This window comes from Streptomyces sp. 17_S59 (assembly GCF_056930295.1).
The window spans coordinates 6,099,246-6,118,039 of the sequence record NZ_JBXOWD010000001.1; the positions used below are offsets into that span (position 1 = coordinate 6,099,246).

The 18,794-nt window shown below is 69.0% G+C and carries 18 protein-coding genes; 6 read left to right on the plus strand and 12 right to left on the minus strand.

Translation table 11 applies throughout. The annotated features are described in order from the left end of the window. Positions 1 to 19: 19 nt before the first annotated feature. Entirely contained in the window at positions 20 to 862 is an 843-nt protein-coding gene (locus AC1Z4A_RS27640; protein ID WP_483682580.1) for a helix-turn-helix transcriptional regulator, read from the minus strand. Between the two features lie 259 nt (positions 863 to 1,121). Here AC1Z4A_RS27640 and AC1Z4A_RS27645 point away from each other — a divergent pair, with 259 nt between their 5' ends. Together AC1Z4A_RS27645 and AC1Z4A_RS27650 are read left to right on the plus strand one after the other, a co-directional pair. Next, a complete protein-coding gene (locus tag AC1Z4A_RS27645; RefSeq protein ID WP_483682581.1) occupies positions 1,122 to 2,054 on the plus strand; it encodes an oxidoreductase in 933 nt (310 codons plus the stop codon). A gap of 69 nt (positions 2,055 to 2,123) precedes the next feature. Then, positions 2,124 to 3,098, plus strand: coding sequence for an aldo/keto reductase (locus AC1Z4A_RS27650; protein ID WP_483683752.1), 975 nt, complete (start codon positions 2,124 to 2,126; stop codon positions 3,096 to 3,098). Positions 3,099 to 3,171: 73 nt separating this feature from the next. Here AC1Z4A_RS27650 and AC1Z4A_RS27655 read toward each other — a convergent pair whose 3' ends face one another. Continuing rightward, positions 3,172 to 4,110, minus strand: a complete 939-nt coding sequence (locus AC1Z4A_RS27655) for a LysR family transcriptional regulator (protein ID WP_483682582.1) — start codon at positions 4,108 to 4,110, stop codon at positions 3,172 to 3,174. A gap of 84 nt (positions 4,111 to 4,194) precedes the next feature. Between AC1Z4A_RS27655 and AC1Z4A_RS27660 the strand changes: the two genes are divergently transcribed. Continuing rightward, entirely contained in the window at positions 4,195 to 5,421 is a 1,227-nt protein-coding gene (locus AC1Z4A_RS27660; RefSeq protein ID WP_483682583.1) for an amidohydrolase family protein, read from the plus strand. A gap of 4 nt (positions 5,422 to 5,425) precedes the next feature. After that, entirely contained in the window at positions 5,426 to 6,370 is a 945-nt protein-coding gene (locus AC1Z4A_RS27665) for an amidohydrolase family protein (RefSeq protein ID WP_483682584.1), read from the plus strand. Between the two features lie 64 nt (positions 6,371 to 6,434). On the opposite strand, the gene AC1Z4A_RS27670 is transcribed toward AC1Z4A_RS27665, so the two are convergent. Further along, complete coding sequence (locus AC1Z4A_RS27670) at positions 6,435 to 6,947, minus strand: MarR family winged helix-turn-helix transcriptional regulator (protein WP_483682585.1); 513 nt, start codon at positions 6,945 to 6,947, stop codon at positions 6,435 to 6,437. Positions 6,948 to 6,995: 48 nt separating this feature from the next. On the opposite strand from AC1Z4A_RS27670, the gene AC1Z4A_RS27675 reads away from it, so the two are divergent. Beyond that, positions 6,996 to 8,261, plus strand: a complete 1,266-nt coding sequence (locus AC1Z4A_RS27675; protein ID WP_483682586.1) for a multidrug effflux MFS transporter — start codon at positions 6,996 to 6,998, stop codon at positions 8,259 to 8,261. A 401-nt stretch (positions 8,262 to 8,662) separates the two neighbouring features. Here AC1Z4A_RS27675 and AC1Z4A_RS27680 read toward each other — a convergent pair whose 3' ends face one another. The 8 genes from AC1Z4A_RS27680 to AC1Z4A_RS27715 form a co-directional block, all read right to left on the minus strand. Next, positions 8,663 to 9,379, minus strand: a complete 717-nt coding sequence (locus AC1Z4A_RS27680; protein ID WP_483682587.1) for a cation efflux transmembrane domain-containing protein — start codon at positions 9,377 to 9,379, stop codon at positions 8,663 to 8,665. 2 nt (positions 9,380 to 9,381) lie between these two features. Continuing rightward, positions 9,382 to 9,717: an ArsR/SmtB family transcription factor gene (locus AC1Z4A_RS27685; RefSeq protein ID WP_483682588.1), complete on the minus strand. Its 336-nt coding sequence runs from the start codon at positions 9,715 to 9,717 to the stop codon at positions 9,382 to 9,384. Positions 9,718 to 10,037: 320 nt separating this feature from the next. Continuing rightward, a complete protein-coding gene (locus AC1Z4A_RS27690) occupies positions 10,038 to 11,489 on the minus strand; it encodes a DNA sulfur modification protein DndB (protein ID WP_483682589.1) in 1,452 nt (483 codons plus the stop codon). Between the two features lie 184 nt (positions 11,490 to 11,673). Continuing rightward, positions 11,674 to 12,291, minus strand: a complete 618-nt coding sequence (locus AC1Z4A_RS27695; RefSeq protein ID WP_483682590.1) for a recombinase family protein — start codon at positions 12,289 to 12,291, stop codon at positions 11,674 to 11,676. After that, positions 12,288 to 13,220 carry a TniQ family protein gene (locus tag AC1Z4A_RS27700; RefSeq protein WP_483682591.1) on the minus strand — a complete coding sequence of 311 codons (933 nt, stop codon included), beginning with the start codon at positions 13,218 to 13,220 and terminating at the stop codon, positions 12,288 to 12,290. Before AC1Z4A_RS27700 ends, AC1Z4A_RS27695 begins: the two co-directional genes overlap by 4 nt. Then, complete coding sequence (locus tag AC1Z4A_RS27705; RefSeq protein ID WP_483682592.1) at positions 13,217 to 14,236, minus strand: ATP-binding protein; 1,020 nt, start codon at positions 14,234 to 14,236, stop codon at positions 13,217 to 13,219. Before AC1Z4A_RS27705 ends, AC1Z4A_RS27700 begins: the two co-directional genes overlap by 4 nt. A 17-nt stretch (positions 14,237 to 14,253) precedes the next feature. Further along, positions 14,254 to 16,278: a transposase gene (locus AC1Z4A_RS27710; RefSeq protein WP_483682593.1), complete on the minus strand. Its 2,025-nt coding sequence runs from the start codon at positions 16,276 to 16,278 to the stop codon at positions 14,254 to 14,256. A gap of 71 nt (positions 16,279 to 16,349) precedes the next feature. Then, positions 16,350 to 17,084: a TnsA-like heteromeric transposase endonuclease subunit gene (locus AC1Z4A_RS27715; protein ID WP_483682594.1), complete on the minus strand. Its 735-nt coding sequence runs from the start codon at positions 17,082 to 17,084 to the stop codon at positions 16,350 to 16,352. A 456-nt stretch (positions 17,085 to 17,540) separates the two neighbouring features. Here AC1Z4A_RS27715 and AC1Z4A_RS27720 point away from each other — a divergent pair, with 456 nt between their 5' ends. After that, positions 17,541 to 18,209, plus strand: a complete 669-nt coding sequence (locus AC1Z4A_RS27720; RefSeq protein WP_483682595.1) for a recombinase family protein — start codon at positions 17,541 to 17,543, stop codon at positions 18,207 to 18,209. 87 nt (positions 18,210 to 18,296) lie between these two features. Here AC1Z4A_RS27720 and AC1Z4A_RS27725 read toward each other — a convergent pair whose 3' ends face one another. Continuing rightward, the gene (locus AC1Z4A_RS27725; RefSeq protein ID WP_483682596.1) at positions 18,297 to 18,779 is read right to left on the minus strand and encodes an ArsI/CadI family heavy metal resistance metalloenzyme; all 483 of its coding nucleotides are present in this window, start codon (positions 18,777 to 18,779) and stop codon (positions 18,297 to 18,299) included. Between the last annotated feature and the right edge of the window lie 15 nt (positions 18,780 to 18,794).

Below are 18,794 nucleotides of genomic sequence, written 5' to 3' on the forward strand. Positions count from 1 at the left end.
GTCCCGCAGCCGGGCGGTGTCAGGTGGTGAAGGTCTGGTGGCCGAGGACGCGGAGGAATTCCAGGCGTTCGGTGGCGTCGGTGCCGGGCTGGGGCCGGTAGAGGAAGAGGCGGTTTCCGGTGCTGGGGCTGAGGACGACGTCGCATTGCAGGTCGAGGCGGCCGACGTGCGGGTGGAGGAGGGTCTTGCGGGCGGAGCGGACGGTGGCGACCTCGCCCAGTTCCCAGATGGCGGAGAACTCCTCGCTGCGCTCGAGCAGGTCGTCGACGAGTTGCTCGCCTGCCGGGTGAGGGCCGTGGCGGAAGACGGCCGCGCGTAGGTCGGCGACGATGACGCGGCCGAGTGATGCGTGGTCCTCCTGCGGGTAGAGCCGGCGGCCTTCGGGGTGGGTGAACCAGAGCCAGGCGCCGTTGCCCTCCCGGCCCGGGCGGTTGGCCAGCGGTCCCAGCAGGGCGACGGCCGCGGCGTTCTGCACGATCACCGTTCCGAGCTCGTCGACGATCTGCGCGGGGGTGTCGGTGAGGGCGTCGACGATGTGCATCAGCCCGGGGTCGGCGTAGCCGTCGGCGGAGTGGTGTTGTGGGGGCTGGTAGCCGGCGACGGCGTAGAGGTGGTCGCGTTCGTCGGTGGACAGGCGCAGGGCGCGGGCGAGGGAGCCGATCAGGGCTTCGGAGGGGTTGACTCCGCGTGCCTGTTCGAGGCGTTCGTAGTAGTCGGTGGAGATGTTCGCCAGCATGGCCACTTCCTCGCGGCGCAGGCCGGGGGTGCGGCGACGTCCGCCGGGGATGAGGCCGACGTCGGCGGGGCGCAGGGCCTCGCGGCGGGCGCGCAGGAAGCGGCCCAGCTCTCGGCGGTCGGTCATGTTCGGTGCTCCCTGGCGGTACGGCGGACGCTGCGGGTGGTCGGGGCGGGGCCGGCTTGCAGGCGCTGACATGACCAGCTTGGTACGTCCGCCTCCGGTTATCCACGCACTGCCGGACCGACGATAGACGCACCGTGGATACCTCCTCGTGTCCGCAGCAGGCTGGGAGACAGCCGCTGGGAGACCTCCTCCCGGGCCGGTGTTTTCGCACGTAGACGGTGCTTTGCAGCCGTCGAGCACTGTTGAGGAGCTTCATCCCATGGCCAAGTGGACCAACGCCCGCATCCCCGACCAGAAGGGCCGCACGGCTGTCGTGACCGGGGCCAACAGCGGTCTGGGTTTCCAGACGGCCCGCGAGCTGGCCCGCCACGGCGCCCACGTCGTGATGACCGCGCGGGACCGTAGCCGCGGCACCGCCGCCGTGGAGCGGCTCCTGGCCGAGCAGCCGGCAGCGAGCGTCGAGCTGCGGCTGCTGGACCTGTCTGACCTGGACTCGGTGGCCGCCTTCGCACAGAAGATCCTCGACGACGGTCTGCCGGTGGACGTCCTGGTGAACAACGCGGGCGTCATGTGGCCCCCGCACCGGCTCACGCGGCAGGGTTACGAGCTGCAGTTCGCCACCAACCACCTCGGCCACTTCGCACTCACCGGCCTGCTGCTGGGCAGGCTGGAGAAGTCCGCCGCCCAGGGCCGCGACGCCCGGGTGGTGACGGTCAGCTCCGTCGAGCACCGCGGCGGCACCGTCTTCTTCGACGACCTGCACGGCGAACGCGACTACGCTCCGCGCGCCTACTACTCCCAGTCCAAGCTCGCCAACACCCTGTTCGGCCTGGAACTCGACCGGCGGCTGCGCGCGGCCGGATCGACGGTGACCAGCGTCCTCGCCCATCCGGGCTACGCCAGCACCAACCTGCAGTCCAGTGGCCCGACCGGCTTCCTGCGGTTCTTCTTCTCCAAGATAGCCAATCCGCTGATGGCCCAGCCCGTCGAGAAGGGCGCCTGGAACCAGCTCTACGCGGCCACCGCCGCCGAGGTGAAGGGCGGCCAGTTCATCGGCCCGGACGGCTTCGGCGAGTACCGGGGCCACCCCACCGTCGTCCAGCCCGACAAGGCCGCCCAGGACTTGGACGTCGCCCGACGCCTGTGGTCGGTCTCCGAGCAGCTCACCCAGGTCCGCTACCCCTTCCCCTGACCATCCCCCGACGCCATCGCGTCAATCGACGAAACAGACGAAGACATCCGAAAGGCAACGCAGATGACCATGCACAAGCGCGTTCTCGGTCGGCAGGGCCTGACCACCTCCGCCCTGGGGCTGGGCACGATGGGGATGACGATGTTCTACGGCCCCAGCAACCGCGAGGAGAACATCACCACCATCCGCCGCGCGTTCGACCTGGGGGTGACCCTGTTCGACACCGCCGAGGTCTACGGGGGTGGCACCGGTTCGAACGAGCGGCTGCTGGGCGAGGCCGTCAAGGGCTTCCGCGACGAGGTGGTGCTGGCCACCAAGTTCGGCTACGACCTCGCCAACCCGGGCGGTCTCAACAGCCGGCCCGACAACATCCGCAAGGTCGCCGACAACAGCCTGCGCTACCTCGGTACCGATCACATCGACGTCCTCTACCAGCACCGCGTCGACCCGGACGTACCCATCGAGGAGGTCGCCGGGACGGTCAAGGAGCTGATCGACGCCGGCAAGGTCCGCTACTTCGGGCTGTCCGAGGCCGGCCCCGAGACCATCCGCCGCGCCCACGCCGTGCAGCCGGTCTCGGTCCTGCAAACCGAGTACTCCGTCTTCGAGCGGCACGTCGAGGACACCGTCCTGCCGGTCGTGCGCGAGCTCGGTATCGGGTTCGTGCCCTACGCCCCGCTGGGACGCGGCTTCCTCACCGGAGCGATGAAGCCGGCCGACCAGTACACCGCGGACGACTGGCGCCGCCTCGACCCGCGCTGGCAGGGCGAGAACTTCGACGCCAACGTCCAAGCCGTCGCCGCCCTCACCGAACTGGCCGCTTCCAAGGGCATCACCACCGCCCAGCTCGCCCTCGCCTGGCTGCTCGCGCACGGGGACGACATCGTCCCCATCCCCGGCACCCGCAGCCCCGAGCGCCTGGCGGAGAACGTCGACGCCACCGACGTCACGCTCACCGACCACGACCTCACCAGGATCAAGGAGATCCTGCCGAACGGCGCCTCCGGCGACCGCTACGCAGCCCCCTTCAGGCCCAAGGGCTGAGCGACCTACCGCGGCCCGACACCCCCCCGCCGGCCGACGCGCTCACAGCCCGCGCGTCGGCCGACGGGGGCCTTCAGGTGACGGCCTTGCCGACGAGGGGCTCTTCCGCCTCGAGCCGACGGGCGGTGTCGTGGATGAGGGTGCGGAACCAGCGGTGGCCGGTGTCGTGGGTGTGGACGGGGTGCCACCACAGGGCCTCGTTGATCGGTCCCGCGTCGAAGGGGCAGGGGAGCACGCACAGGGTCGGCGGGAGGAGGGCGGCCCTGGTCAGGCGTCGCTGGATGACGGCGACGCGGTCGGTGCCGGCCACGTACAGGGGCAGAGCCAGGAAGCTGTCGGTGACGGCTTCGGGTTGGAGCTGGAGGCCGCTTTCGGCGAGGCGGTGCAGCATGAAGCGGGAGTCGCGTGGCTCGAACTGCCCCAGTACCCACCGCAGTTCACCAACGTTGTCCGCACTGGGTGCGGCGAGGGTGAGGGGGTGGTGCTCGTCGGCGATGACGACCCATTCGTCGGCGAAGAGCGCCAGGCTCGGCAGTCCGCTCACGCCGCTGTCCCGGGGCGCGATCAGCCCGTCCGTCGCGGAGGCGCCGGCTTCACTGTGCATGGCTTCGGGGGTGCCGAACTGGCGGAACCGCAGCCGGGCGTGCGGTGCCCGCTCCTGGAAGGCGGTCAGGAGCCGGGGGCCGAGGACGGCCATGGCGTAGTCGGAGACGTGGAGGGTGAACTCGCGCTCGGTGGCGGCGGGGTCGAAGTGGGATTTGGTGGCGAAGAGCCGGTCGGAGAGCTGGAGGACGCTGCCGGTCTGTTCCTGCAGTTGCTGCCCGAGGGGGGTGAGGCGGTAGCGGTTGCCCTCGCGTACGAGCAGGTCGTCGCAGAAGTGCCGGCGCAGGCGCGCGAGCATCGCGCTGGCCGCCGGCTGGCTGACACCGATCCGCTCGGCCGCGCGGCTGACGTGCCGTTCTTCGAGCAGGGCTTGCAGGGCGACGAGCAGGTTCAGATCAGGACGGGCCACAGTCCCACGCTATCAGTGAGGCTGATGGAGCCATATGGATCATTGATTTCCGTTATGACTTGGGAGGGCAGAAGACTCGGTGGCATGAACCAGCACGAACCGAGCATCGCGCTCACCAGCGCTCTCCTCATCGACGGCACCGGCGGACCCGTGATCGACGGCGCGACCGTCGTGGTCTCCGGCAGCCGGATCGCCGCCGCCAGGACCGGCGTACCGGTCCCTCCCCGGGCGACGGTGGTCGACCTGGAGGGCAAGGCGGTCCTTCCGGGGCTGATCGACGCCCATGTGCATCTGGGGGGCCTGGGGTTCCGCAGCGCGCCGCCGTTCGGAGGTCGGGCCGCCACCGACGACTACGCCGCCGCCCGCGAGGGCGCCTTGCGGTACGGGGTCACCACCCAGCGCAGCCTGGGCGACTTCCTCCACGACAGCATCACCGTGCGGGACGGCATCGAGAACGGCACCCTGGCCGGGGCCCGCATCGTGACCAGCGGGCCGAGCTTCCAGGTCGAGGGCGGCCACCCCAACGCCACCGTCTGGGGCAGCGACCCGGCGGCCGTACGGGAAGGCGCCCGCATGCCGAAGACGGCCGAAGAAGCGGAGCGCATGGTCGACGAGCTCGCCGCCGCGGGCGTCGATCTCGTCAAGATCATCATCTCGAACAATGCGATCTTCGGCCCGGCCCGGCCCGAGCTCAAGATGCCCTGGCACCTCACCGGGGCCATCGTCGGCGCCGCCCACGCCCACGGGCTGCGGGTCGCCGCCCACACCGAGACCGTCGAGGACGCCAGGGCTGCGGTCGAGCGGGGTGTCGACGACATCGAGCACCTGGTGCTGCGCGCGGAGGAACCGCAGGACGAGGCCGCCGCCGAGGCGCTGTTCGCCCTCATGGCCGACCGCGGCACCTACCTCGTGCCCACCATGGTGGCCCACCAGTTCGAGGCGACCGCCGACGGGGACGCCCGCACCCTGCGCTACGGCAACCACCTGGTCCACCGCGCGTACGAGGCGGGCGTACGGCTCGGGGTCGGCTCGGACGCCCACTCCCCGGGGCTGCACGGCTGGAAGCTGCGCGACGAACTGGTGATGATGGTCCACGACCAGGGCATCCCGCCCCATGCGGCCCTGGCCATGGCGACGAAGGCCAATGCCGAGCTGCTCGGCATTGCCGACCGCCTGGGCACCGTCGAGCCGGGCAAGCTCGCCGACCTGCTGATCGTCTCCGGCAACCCGGCCCAGGACATCACGGCCATCGGCCGCATCCACCAGGTGATCCGGGACGGCCGGGTCGTCTTCGAGGGCGAGGGAGCGTGACCACGTGACGAAGATCGACGTCCATCACCACTTCCTGCCCGACTTCTACCGCCAGGCGCTGATCGACAACGGGCACTCCCGCCCCGACGGCATCTGGGGCATCCCCGGCTGGGACGAGACCTCCGCCCTCCGGATGCTCGACGAGGCCGGGATCGCCAAGGCGTATCTGTCGATCTCATCTCCCGGAGTCCACTTCGGCGACGCAGCCGCGGCCCGTGTTCTGGCCCGGCGGGTCAACGAGGAGGCCGCGCGGCTCGCGCGCGCCCACCCGGGCCGGTTCGGGTTCTTCGCCTCGACGCCGCTGCCCGACATCGACGGAGCCCTGACGGAGATCACGTACGCCTTCGACGAGCTCGGCGCCGACGGCGTGGTCTTCGAGACCAACTTCGACGGCCTCTATCTGGGCAACGAGCAGCTGGAGCCGGTCTACGCCGAACTCGGCCGCCGCAACGCCGTGCTGTTCCTGCACCCCACCAGCCCCGCCGCCCCCTGCACCGGGCACGCCCCGGCCCTGCCGTACCCGCGGCCCATGCTGGAGTTCCTCTTCGACACCACCCGGACGGTGACCGACATGGTGCTCTCCGGTGTACTGGAGCGTCACCCCGGCCTCCGCGTGATCGTCCCGCACGCCGGCGCCGTCCTGCCCGCCGTCGCCTCGCGCGTCGACGTCATCGGCGCGCGCACGGCCGGCAAGGAACACCAGCAGCCGATGCGCAACGCCCTGCGCACGCTCCACTTCGACCTGGCGGGCATGCCCCTGCCCGAGATGCTGCCGGCCCTGCTGAACGTCGCCGACCCGGCCCGTCTCCACTACGGCAGCGACTGGCCCTTCACACCGCTACCGGAAGTCCTCACCTGGGCCGAACGCCTCCAAGCGGCCACCACCGCCCTCGGCGAGGACGGCCTCGCCAAGGCCCTGCGCACCAACACCGAGGCGCTCTTCAGCTGAACATGTGCGGCCTGCCGGCTGCGCGTACAGCCGGCAGGCCGCACCGCGTCGCGCGGGCGGCCCGTCAGCGCCGGCGGTCGCCGGCCGTCTTCTCGACGTGGTCGCCCATCACCTCGGCGAGACGCTCCAGCGCCTCGAGCACCTCGGCGCGGGCACCGCCCAATGCCTGGAACATCTCGGCCTCCACCGCCAGGCGCCGGGGGAAGAGCGAGTCCATCAGGCGCTTGCCCTCCTCGGTGATGGTCACCAGCGACGCACGCCGGTCGGCCGGATTGGGCGTGCGCTCGACCAGTCCTCGCCGCTCCAGCTTCGCCAGCGCCTTGCTCACCGCCGCCTGGGTCAGCCCCAGGTCCTCGGCGAGCCGGCGCGCGATCACCGGCTCCTCCTCGTAACGCAGCGGCACCAGGAAATCCAGCTCCTGCAACGTCAGCGGGGCGCCCTCGACGAGCGGCTCCACCGCGCGGTCCAGCAACGACGTGCACCGCTTGATGAGCGTGACGATCTCCATCGAGGACGTGTCCAGCCCAGGGTTGTTCGCCGCCCACTGGCCGCGGACCCTGCCCGAGTGCGCGTGCACCGGACCTCCAATTGCTTAACTGGTTATGTATTGGTTACGGTTTTTCTTATGGTATCCCCGAGCCGAACGACAAACAGCACCCTCCGCACACACCGAACGGCCGTCCCCACAAGGCGCAGCGCCGCCCTGATCGCCGTGCTCGGCGCCCTCAGCGCCGTGGCCCCGCTGGCCACCGACATGTACGTGCCCGGGTTCCCCGTCATGGGAGCCGCCCTGCACGCCGACAGCTCGGCGATCCAGCTGACCATGACCACCTTCCTCGCCGGCCTGGTCGCCGGCCAGCTGGCCATCGGTCCCCTCAGCGACGCACTGGGCCGGCGCAGACTCCTCATCGGCGGCACCGCCGCCTTCGCGGCCCTGTCCCTGGCCTGCGCCCTCGCGCCGAACGTGCAGACGCTCCTGATCCTGCGCCTGTTCCAGGGCGTCGCGGCCGCCACCGGCATGGTCCTCGCCCGCGCCGTCCTCACCGACCGCTTCGACGGCCCCGAGGTCCCCCGCTACTTCGCCCTGCTCGCCCAGGTCCTGGGCATCGCCCCCGTGGCCGCCCCGGTCCTCGGCGGTGCCATCCTCAGCGTGACCGCCTGGCGCGGCATCTTCGTCGCCCTCGCCGTGACCGGCGCCCTGCTCACCGTGGCGGTGCTGGCCAAGGTCCCCGAGACCCTGCCCCCGGAGAACCGGCAGTCACAGGGGCTGGCAAACACGTTCCGCGCCATGGGCGGCCTGTGCCGCCGACGTGCGTTCATGGGGTACGTACTCGTCCTCGGCCTCACCTCGGCCGCGCTGTTCGCCTACATCAGCGGGTCCAGCTTCATCTTCGAGCACCTGCACGGCGTCTCGTCCACCGCCTACTCCCTGATCTTCGCCACCAACGCCGTCGGCATGCTGATCGCGGGCTTCGCCTTCAGTCGGCTCTCCCGGAAGATCAGCCTCAACGCCATGCTGACCACAGGCGTCGCCATATGCGGCCTCGGGGTGACCGGCCAGCTGGCCATCCTCGGCACAGCCGGTGAAACCCTCGCCGGCACCTGGGCCAGCCTCTTCGTCACCCTCCTCGGCGTCGGACTCATCTTCCCCGCCGCCACCACCCTCGGCCAGGCCCTCGGCCGCACCGCCCCCGGAGCTGCATCCGCCCTCCTCGGCGGACTCCAATTCCTCTTCGGCGCCCTCGCCTCCCCCCTCGTCGGCCTCTTCGGCGAAACCAGCTCCACCCCCATGGCCCTCATCATGCTCATCGCCGTCGCCCTCGCCGCCCTCGCCCTGATCACCCTGGCACGCCCCTGGCTCCGCCACGGCGAAACGCTCACAGACAACTGACCCCCCACCAGCGCCGGGAGCGCCCACGAACCATGCCCTGCCTCCGGTTCCCGTGGTGGCCGGGGGCGACCCGAATGCGGAGCGGCCAACTGTCCCGCCACAAACTGGTCAACCACGGATCCACACGGCCGCCTGATGTGCAGAGATACGAAGACTGCTGGCCACCTATCGAGCAACGTCACACCCGATGAGCACACCCAGCTGTGGGAGCTCGAACTGGTGGTCAGTCACGAACGCGGGGTGAATGTCACGGAGGAGTGGCGGCGGGCGTCGGGGCCGGACCCGAGGTTTCAATAAACCGGGCTTGGGGAACATCGGTACAGCGGTTGGCGCTGAGATTGATCTTGAACGCGAAGCGGGCCCCGGCGTGATGCCGGGGCCCGCTTCGTGCTGGTGGGCGGTCAGTTGCAGCAGTCGCGGCCGGGGCGGCAGCCGCAGGTGTCCGTCTCCAGCCGCTGGGCGGGGACCGCGGCCGGGGCCGCGCAGCATCCCTTGCCCTGCCAGGCGTCGCGGCCTTCCTTGACGGCGATGGCGGCGATGACGAGGGCGGCAATGGGGTCGGCCCAGGACCAGCCGAGGGTGGCGTTGAGGACCAGACCGGCCAGGAGAACGGCGGACAGGTACGTGCAGAGCAGGGTCTGCTTGGAGTCGGCGACGGCGGAGGCGGAGCCGAGTTCGCGGCCGGCGCGGCGCTGGGCGGCGGACAGGAACGGCATGACCGCGAGCGACAGGGCGGCGATGACGATGCCGGGGATCGACCGCTCGGCTTCCCCGGTGCCGGTGAGCGCGCGGACGGCGTCGATGGCGACGTACGCGGCGAGCGCGAAGAAGGAGACAGCGATGATCCGCAGGGTGCGCTGTTCGCGGGCTTCGCGTACGGAGTGGTCGGCCGCGGAGAACTGCCAGGCGACCGCGGCGGCGGAGGAGACCTCGATGATCGAGTCGAGGCCGAAGCCGATCAGGGCGGTGGAGGAGGCGAGGGTGCCGGCGGCGAGGGCGACGATCGCCTCGATGACGTTGTAGGTGATGGTCGCGGCGACCAGCAGGCGTATCCGGCGGGTGAGCGCGTCGCGGCGGGCCGGGGAGGGGCCGAGGGGTATCGGTATCTCGGCGGTCATGGTCAGCAGCAGCCCTTCTCGTCGGCGTCCGGGCAGGTGCGGTCGGTCTCGACGGCCACCACGGCGGTGCGCAGGTCGTCGAGTGCGTGGCCGAGGCGTTCGTCGGCGAGCTCGTATCGGGTGCGGCGGCCGTCGGGGACGGTGACGACGAGGCCGCAGTCGCGCAGGCACGCCAGGTGGTTCGACAGCCGGGTCCGCGAGACGCCGAGCGTGTCGGCGAGGTCTGCGGGGTAGGCGGGGGCATCGCGCAGGGCGAGCAGGATGCGGCAGCGGATCGGGTCGGCGAGCGCGCGGCCGAACCGGGCCAGCACCTCGACGTCGGGGGCAACAGTCAGCACGCTGCGAGAGTACTGTCCGGTCTCATTGGATCTAGCCCTGAGACTTCGCCCTGACCAGGTGCGATGCAATGTGCAGTGAGACGTGCCGGGGCTGGTGTCTCACGATGTCGTGTCTGGGGAGCGTGAATGGATGGTCGTGTCTCAGTTCATCGTGCTCGCCAGTCTCGGGTCGGTGCTATTGACGACGGGGCAGTTCCTCGAAGGCATCCGTCCTCATGGGCGGTCGCTCCGGTCAGCCTCGGAACTGCGATCACCCACGCCTTCACCGGTGCGGGCTGTCTCAGTTCCTCTGCCGCTGAGTGCGGCCTGGGTTGGGGGTACTACCGATCCGTGCTGTTGGCGGGGCTCTTGCGCGGCCTTCCCGGGCCGCGCTTGCGTCCAGTAAGACCGACCGCCACGTAAGTCTCCGGGCTTGCCAGCGCCTCAAGTGCCGGGTGTGTCTTGGCGATGTGTTGCAGAACCCGGTCGATGGCCGCCTCGTAGCCCGAGCGGGTGGCCCCAGACGCACCGGCCCGCCACGCCTGCTTGCGTGAATCCCACGCGGTCTTGGCCAGGCTCCCCTCGAAGAACTCGTGGGACATCACGATCTCGTCATCCGAGGTCTTGCTCTCCCGCAGGGCATCACGCTGCCACGGGATGCCCGCGAGTGCATCCACGGCTTTGAATGGTGAGACCCCTGCCGCGCGGGCCGCCGCGATCACGTTTGCGATGACGTGTAGGCCCGCTGCGGACGAGTGCAGGTAGCTCTGCCGGAATTCGGCGACCGACAAGCGTCCCTCGGCGATATCGTGCCAGCCTGGGACGTGTTGGAAGGCGTAGTCCAGGAGTTCCACGACCTCGTCGCCGAGCTGTTTCAATGCCTCGGTGCCCGAGATGCCGTTCTTAACTGTCCGTTTCGCAAGGACGTCGATAAGGATGGCCTCGCGGTTCTCCGGGCTCCGGTCCCGGACGCCGACGCCCGCGATCGCCGAGGCCGCCGAGCGGGCAGCCGCAGCCGGGTAGAGCCCCTCAAAGCGACCGCCGGAACTCACGGAACGTGCCTTGTGCGCGGTGACGGAAAGGTAGGTCACCCGGTTCTGGAGCAGCTGCGAGTGCTTGATCGTGTACTGGCCCAGCTGGTTCTGCACGTTCTCCTTGTCCATGACAGCGATCAGAGAAGGCGAGATCGTTTTTGTGGAGGCCATCTTGACGAAGATCGTGGACAAGATGTCCGGGTCGCCTTCGAGGAGCATCGTCATCTCGACGCTGGACTGCTCCATGTGCCGGCGGATCTCCGCCGCGTCGCCCTCGGTGGCGTCCTTCACGTCGGGCCAGACCCGGCACAGAGCCATCTCGCGGTGCTGACCATCGACGGCCCAGGGATCCGGTGCACCCTCCCTGACTGTGAGAAGGACGAGGGAGACCCCGGGAGTGGTCTCCATGACCTCTTCGATTTGCACGTACTCGGGGTCCGGGTCGAGGCCGATCGTCAAGGTTCCCAGGTAGGGGCGGTTGGTCCGCCGAATACCGTCGGCGATCTTCCTCACCTGGGACTCGTAGATGTCCCGCTGCCCTGGGAGGCTGTTGTCCTCCAGGTCGTAGTCGTGACGGTTCAGGAGTCTCCCGAATGCCCACGTGGTGGCGAGGATGGGCATGGGCTCGGTCCAGGTGATCTTCTTCAGATCCCCGGCCCGAGACATGAAGCCATACCGCTGATAACGGATGGGGCGGTTCTTCTGCTTGAGCTTGGCCCGCGCCTGGGAGATGTCAGGCTGGACGGCCTTGGTGGCCAAGACGCTAACCTCGTTTCCGCGGACATACTCGGTCCGCATCGGGTCGGCCCGGCGACGCGCTTGTCCAGAGCCCCTTGTCGCCGGGCCGAGTCGTGTGTGATGCCCAACACGCTATCCAGCCTCCAACAGTGCCGCTCACGATTTCTCAAAATAGGCCAGGCCAATTTTCTGACGTCGCTGAGACCTATCGCCCTTCCGTGAGGCGGGGCGCTTTGAGTGTGATGTGGCGGTAGATGGTGGCGGGTGCGGCTTTGAAGGTGCGGGCGATCTTGGGAACCGGGGTGCCGGAGTCGTATAGCTGTTGCGCTTGTTCGACCTGTTCCGGGGTGAGGCGTGGGGGCCGTCCGCCGGTCCTCCCGCGGGCTCGGGCGGCGGCCAGGCCGTCGTTGGTGGCGGCGAGTGTGAACTCGCGGTGCAGGTTGGCGAAGACGGACATCATGGCGAAGAAGTCTCGTCCGTCGAGGGTGTTGCTGTCGATTTCCTGCTCCGTGGCGCGGAGCCGGATGCCGCGATCTCGTAGGTCGGTGCCCACGATGATGAGGTTCTGAACGGAGTAGAAGAGCCGGTCGAGCCGGGTGACCGTGATGGTGTCGCCGGAGCGGAGTCGGGGCAGCAGCAGGTCCCGTTCGGGCCATGCGGTTTTGTGGCCGTTCGTGCGCTCGATGTAGATGTCCTCTTCTGCGACGCCGGCCCGCATGAGCGTGTTGATCTGCGGGACGGGGCTTTGGCCTGCTGCCGCGCGGACGTAGCCGATCACGGCCGGGGCAGTTGGCGTCCGCCGCAGCGGGGATGCGGACGTCATGGGGTGCTCACCTGGTCAGGATCTGGACGGCTTGGAGGGCGCCAAGGGTAGAAGGGAAGGCTGCGGTCGCTGGGTTCTTCCTCGATCCAGCGGACGAGTGGATCACGCTTGCCGACGGCTTCGAGGGTGTAGCCGGTGGCGGCCCGGACGCGGACCTCCCGGATGAAGCGCTGAAGATCCCGGTCGTTGCCGGTGAAGGGCAGGAAGCGTAGATGGGGAGAGGCGAACAGGCCGGCGAGGGCGACGATGTCCGGGTAGGTGCAGGCGGCGAGCTCGATGTCTTCCTTGAAGGCCATCCATTTCGGACCGCTGAGCGCGGTCATGCGCAGACGCCACCGCCGGTCGAACCGGCTGCTGTCCCACCAGCGGAATGAGATGTCGGTGGCTTCGGCCATCGCGTAGGCGACGACCCGCTGGCCGTGGCGGCGGACAAGGTTGTAGTGGTGCCGCTGCGCGCGGATCACCTCCGGGACAGTGTGCAGGTCGAGTTGCTGGTAGCGGCCGATCCAACGTCCATGCCGCAGGCAGACATTGGTGCTGACCGGGACATGGTGCGAGGCATGGGTAGTGATGCCCAGGGCAGCCAGGCAGCGGGTGCAGACGAGCTCGGTCGTCCACCCTTTGTCGGGCAGCGGTTTGAGGGCCTGGGCGGTGAAACGGGCGGTCAGCTCCTCGGTCCGCAGATCGGGAAGAGCTCTCAGGAGCCGGTCAACGGAGTGTCCGGACAGGCAGTGAAGCGCGTGCAAGGTGGTGAGCTTGCCGGGGTGGATGGGGTCGGGTTCCTTGATGTGCGCGGACAGTTCCTGGTGGGAGAGGCGGTTCGCGGCAGCGAGTCGTCCCAGGTAGGAGCCGGAAGTCTCACGGTGCAGCGGTTCGATCGTGCGGGGCAGCTGCCGCAGCCTCGGGCCGGGCAGCGATGTTGTGCTCAAGCGGCGTCTCCGATCCCGTCATCCTCGTCGTCAGTCGGGGCCGGGTTGTCGGACTGGTTGCTGTGGTCGACGGGGACGGAGTCGAGAAGGCGCCGGGTGATGCGCTCGCTGCCATCGATGATCGCGCTGATGGCGGCGGCCCGGATGAGGTGGGACAGGCTGCTGATGCTGCCGCCGGTGCGCTGGTGGAGATACCTCGCCTGCTTGGGCAGGATCCCGTTGGCGTGGCGGTGCAGGCGGAGAGCCTGTTCCATCGTGGCGATCATTGACCGCCACTCGGCGGTGTCGGGAAAGTTCCCCGTCGTGCGCATAACGCAGCGGGCGGCGATCTGCCGGCCCCTGACCCCGCTGAACAGGCCCTCGCGCTCGACGTTGATGCCCGCGTAGACGAACGTGGCGGGGATGTGCTCCGTGAAGTACTTCAGGTGGTCCGACATGTCCTTGCCGGTGGAGGTGGCCATGTTGATGTTGTGGATCTCGTCGACGCAGACCAGGTCGCAACGGGCATCGGTGAGGATCTGGCAGACGGTGTCGGCGATGTCCATCTCGTTGTGCCGCGACTTCAGAGGCAGGCCCAGGAAGTGCGCGAAGCGGGTGGCGAGCTTGCGCGGGGAGCCGTTGGGCGGTGCGGAGACGTAGACGACCGGGATGCGGTCATGGTCGGGGAACCGCTGGCGTACTCGCAGCTCGTGGGTGCGTCCGAGCTGCTTGATTGCGGTGGATTTGCCCGTCGCCCAAGGCCCGGAGATGATCAAGCCGCGGCGGGCGCTGATCTCCCGCCGGTTCACCAGGGTCAGCAGCCTGCCCTGGTGGGTGACCTCGCGGATCGTGGGCGTCTCCACGACGATGAGTTCGGAGTGGTAGTTCACCCGGGCCTCGTCGTACTCATGGCGGGCCGAAGGCTCCATGGCCTGCCACTTGTCCTCGGGCAGCAGGTCGAAGGTGAGTGGGTCGGCGTTCACGAACCGGCGCCAGCCCTCCAGAGTCGTGGTCGGCAGGCGCCGCTCGTCAGCCATCCCGAACTCCGGGAAATTCACCACCACTTCTTCGCCTCCTCACGGGCGTCAAAGACCTTCAGTGGCACGACGTCCGCAATGAGCTCGTCGTCCTCATCGGCTCCGGGCCTGGCATCGGCCGCCTGTGGGGCGGTGGGCTCCGGCGTATTGGGACGGGGCCAGGCGGACTTGGCTGTGGCCCGGGTGCGGGCGGCGACCTTCTGACTGCGACTCCGGCCGCGGCGGCCCCGCTTCACGGGGCGAGGTTCCTCGGGGCCGGTGCCCGCTCGTTCCAGGAGGTCACCGACTGCCTCGGCGATGGCGTCCTCTGTGACCTGGCGACCCTGCTCGCGCAGGTTGCGCACCTCGTGGTCCCAGGCGAGCTCGCCGAAGGGGGTGGCGGTGGTCGACAGCAGCCGCCAGGGAATGGTGATCCAATGGCCTTCGCGGTGGTCACGTAGCCAGACGAGCCGGATGTCGTAGGGGTCGTGGCGGACCTCCCACCGGTTCTTCCGTTCGGTGATCCCGGACTTCACCCGGCGTAGTCCGTTCAAGTCGTCGCAGTCGTAGATGCGGTGGTTGACCTTGATGCCGTAGGAGTTGACCGCCTGCCAGCGGGTCGGCAGCAGTTCCAGGTAGTCCTCTGCGCTGAGCGCGAGCGGCAGGTAGCCGGCCGTCTCCACCAGCGCGGCGTACTTCTCGTTTGGGGAGAAGGTCCGCCGCGGCGCGAGGGGATCGCGCAGCCCGTCATGGGCCCTGGTCTGCCAGCACGAGCTGACCCACTCTTCGAGGAGTTCCTGGAGCTGGTGCAGCGACCACAACGGCGCGTCCTCGACCTTCCGCCCCCGGTGCTCGGCCGAGCGGCCGGTGTAGCCGGTGACGAACTGAGCGAACAGTGAGGCTGCTGAGCCCAGAGTTCTCTCGATGTGGGGCTTGTGGGTCGGGGTGCGGGGCGGCGCGTGGATTACTTCGGTGCCGAACGCGTTGCAGGCGGCGTGGAAGTTCTTCGACAAGAACGCCTTCCCGCCGTCCACCACGATCGCCTCCGGGATGATCAGCGGGACCGCGGCCGAGTGCCGCAGCCGTTCGTCCACGGACAAAAGCCGCTGGTAGGGCAGGGCGGAGTGCTCCATCCGCAGGGCTTCTGGCCAGCCCGGCCGCATCGGTGCCGGGGTCACCGAGCGGGCCAGCAGCAGGGCGGCGTCCACCGATTTCGTGGTCGGCCGCAGCACCGCTGCTGTGATCGACCGGGTAGCGACGTCGACCATGCCGACCAGCTCGCACCGGTCCACCACCCCGTTGTCCAGACGCACCAGCACATCGAACGGCGTGGAGTCGATCTCCATTAGCTCGCCCGGTCGGCCGACCGTGACCTGGTCGAAGGCCCTGTCGGGCTGGCTGGCGAGAGAACGGCGGGTGCGGGCCGAACCGGTCGTATGCCGCCCGGCCTCCAGCCGGTTGAACAGACGGTAGAAGGTCGCCCGCGACGGCATGACAACCGGCGGCCCGTCCAGCTTCTTCACCGCCTGGCCCACGCGGGTGTAGTAGTAGCTGACGGTGCGGGTCGAGCCGTCCGCGGCCCGGCCTACCAGGTTCCGCAGCTCGTCCACGACCCTGGGGTCCACCTGCCCCCGGGCCGGGCGGCGCGGGGCATGACGCCCGTCGACCATGCCCAGAACTCCGCGTTTCTGGTAACGCTGACGGCGCCGCCGAACCGTGTGAGGGCTCACTGGCTGCCCCAACTCAACGGAAATCTCAGCAGCCTTGGCAGTCTCCCGGTCAGTCAGCGACCGCGAGACCGGGTCGTACTCGGGCCGCGGGGCTGTGCCCGCCGGAGCATCCGGGGACAGTCCGGTCAGCACCTCGGTCATGTGCCGGTGCCACCACAGGGCCTTCTCAGCCAGACCAGGCTCCAGCCCGTCCAGCAACCCCGCCGGCAGCAGCCGACCCGGACCCGACCCGACCACCTCGAACCCCGGACAGGTCATCAGCGTCGGCAGGTGCATCGCGCTGGACTGCCCCAACTCGTCCGCCAGCCGCACCAGCATCCCGCTGATACCCACAACCGTGTGCACTGTCCCGTCAAACCGCACGCGATCGCCGGGCCGGACTACGAGCGGCTGCCGGATCACGCTCACCGGACACCTCCCGCCCGCCGGACCATACTGCAAGGCCCCAACATCACCTCGTCCAGATCGACATGGAGAATCCGCCGCCAGAGCAGGTGATAGAGAACCGGCAGCACTGCCAGCCGGTCCCCGACCCGGCTCGCCCCCGCGAACAGCTCTTTCGGAGCGGCGAACGTCTCCAGCAGGGCCTGCCGCACCTCCGGCCGGTCGTAGCGAGGATGCCGGTAGCCCGCCAGCCACTTCACGTTCGCTAGCAGCACCGCATCCACTGCCCCAACCCGCTCAAACCGCCATCCGGCAAGCTCGCAGGCCCGCGCGGTCGCCGCGAATGCTTCCGCGTCATCCGGCTCGATCCGGTCGTCCGGCCGGACGTCGACCACCAGGCCCTCCCCGTCCGCACGGCGGGCGAAGAAGTCCGGCACGTGCCCACGCCGGCCACGGCGAGTGGGCCAGAACAGCCGGAACGGCTGGGCGGCCAGCCCCGTCACCTGCGGATCAAAGTCCAACAACATCGCGTGGTGCCGTTCCAGGAGCGACTCAACCAGCAGTGGCCCCCGCGTCGTCGCGGCCCAGTACTGGCGCGTTACGGACTTCTGCCCTGGATACGTCCGCACCGTACGAACCGGCAGCAGCCGCCCGAACGGCTCCGCCCAGCACTCGGCCAGCTTGACCCGGCGGCCTACACCATCGGCATTGACGTACTCGACCTCGAAACCCTCCGGCCCCTCCGGCAACACCACCGCAACACCCCCTCGACGCCGTACCGGCTGTGATCACGAGAGAGCCACACCAGCAGCCGGAGCAGCAAGGGGAACAGCCGGAAACCGCCCCCACGAGCGAAAGTCAGGTGAGACAGAACGGCCCCGCATGCACGAATACCCGAGACAAACCAGGTCGAGAGACACGATCCAGTGAGACTCGCCGCCCCACGTCAGCCCGTACGGGCACCTTCAGGTGAGACCGGCAACGAACCCAACAAGACATGGTGAGAAAGAGACTGGATCACGTGAGACGGGACAAATCCTGAATTCAGGATATCGTGATCAATCCGCATCGCCTGATCCTTCAAAAAACCAACGTTTAATGAAGATCGCCGGGCGGACGCCCCGGAAGGCCCCCAGGGCCTTCAAAAACTCCTTCAAAAACCAGGGTGCTTCAAGAACTTCGGGACACCCTTTTCTGACAGAATCCCGGGCGTGAACACGCCCCTTGAGGCCGACGGTTTCGAACTGCTGGCCGCCGAGCCCGCTGTCCGCACCGAGATCCGCATCGGCTACGCACGGGTGTCCACCGGCGGACAGAAACTCGACCGGCAGATCGACGCCCTCAAAGCGGCCGGATGCCGGAAGATCTTCGCGGACAAGAAGTCCGGCAAGAACGACCTCCGCCCCGAGCTCAAGGCATGCCACGCCTTCCTCGACGCTGGCGACACCCTGGTGGTCCCGGCCCTCGACCGCTACGGCCGGTCCCTCCAGGACCTGATCAACATGGTGGCCGAGCTCCGCCGCCGCGAGATCGGCTTCACCTCCCTGCACGAGAACCTCGACACCACCACCCCCGGCGGTCGGCTCGTCTTCCACGTCTTCGCCGCCCTGGCCGAGTTCATCCGCGAACTCATCGTCTCCGGCACCCGCGAGGGCCTGGCCGCCGCGCGCGCCCGTGACAAGGTCGGCGGCCGGCCCACCGTCGTCGACGAGAAGATCCTGAACATGGCCCGGGACCTGCTGCCCAACCCCGAGCACTCCATCACCGCGATCGCCAAGATGCTCGGCGTCTCCCCGGGCACCCTCTATAACCACATCCCCGACCTGCGCGAACTGCGGGCCAGCCGCATCCCCACCCAGCTCGAAGCAGGCACACGGTGATCGAGCGTTATCTAGGGCTGTCACGCTTTTCTGCAGGTCACAGCCTCAGAAGCATTTAAGGCACGTTAGGCAAGTGCTCGGTGTCACCTACCCGCAGGCACAGCTGGCGGCGTTCGGGGTGGCGGGGGCCTGGTCGTCGGGGGCGGCCGGGGTGGCCGTACAGCAGGCGTCGTCGGTCCGGACGGGACTCTTGCCGAGGGTGTCGGCGTTGGCCTTGACGACGTAGACCTCCCAGGACTCGCGGCCGGGGCCGTGGACCCAGACCTTGTCCTGGAGCGCGTAGCAGCAGGAGGTGTCGTTCTCCTCGAAGGTGGCCAGGCCGGCGTCCTTGAGGCGGTCGGTGGCGGCCGTGACGTGGTCGGTGCTCTCGACCTCGACGCCGAGGTGGTCCAGGCGGGTGTCCTGGCCGGGCTCGCCCTCGATGAGGACGAGCTTGAGCGGGGGCTCGGTGATCGCGAAATTCGCGTAGCCGGGGCGGCGCTTGGCCGGTTCGACGCCGAAGAGCTTGGAGTAGAAGGCCACCGACGCGTCGAGGTCGGCGACGTTGAGGGCGAGCTGGACTCGGGACATGGCGATCTCCTCGAT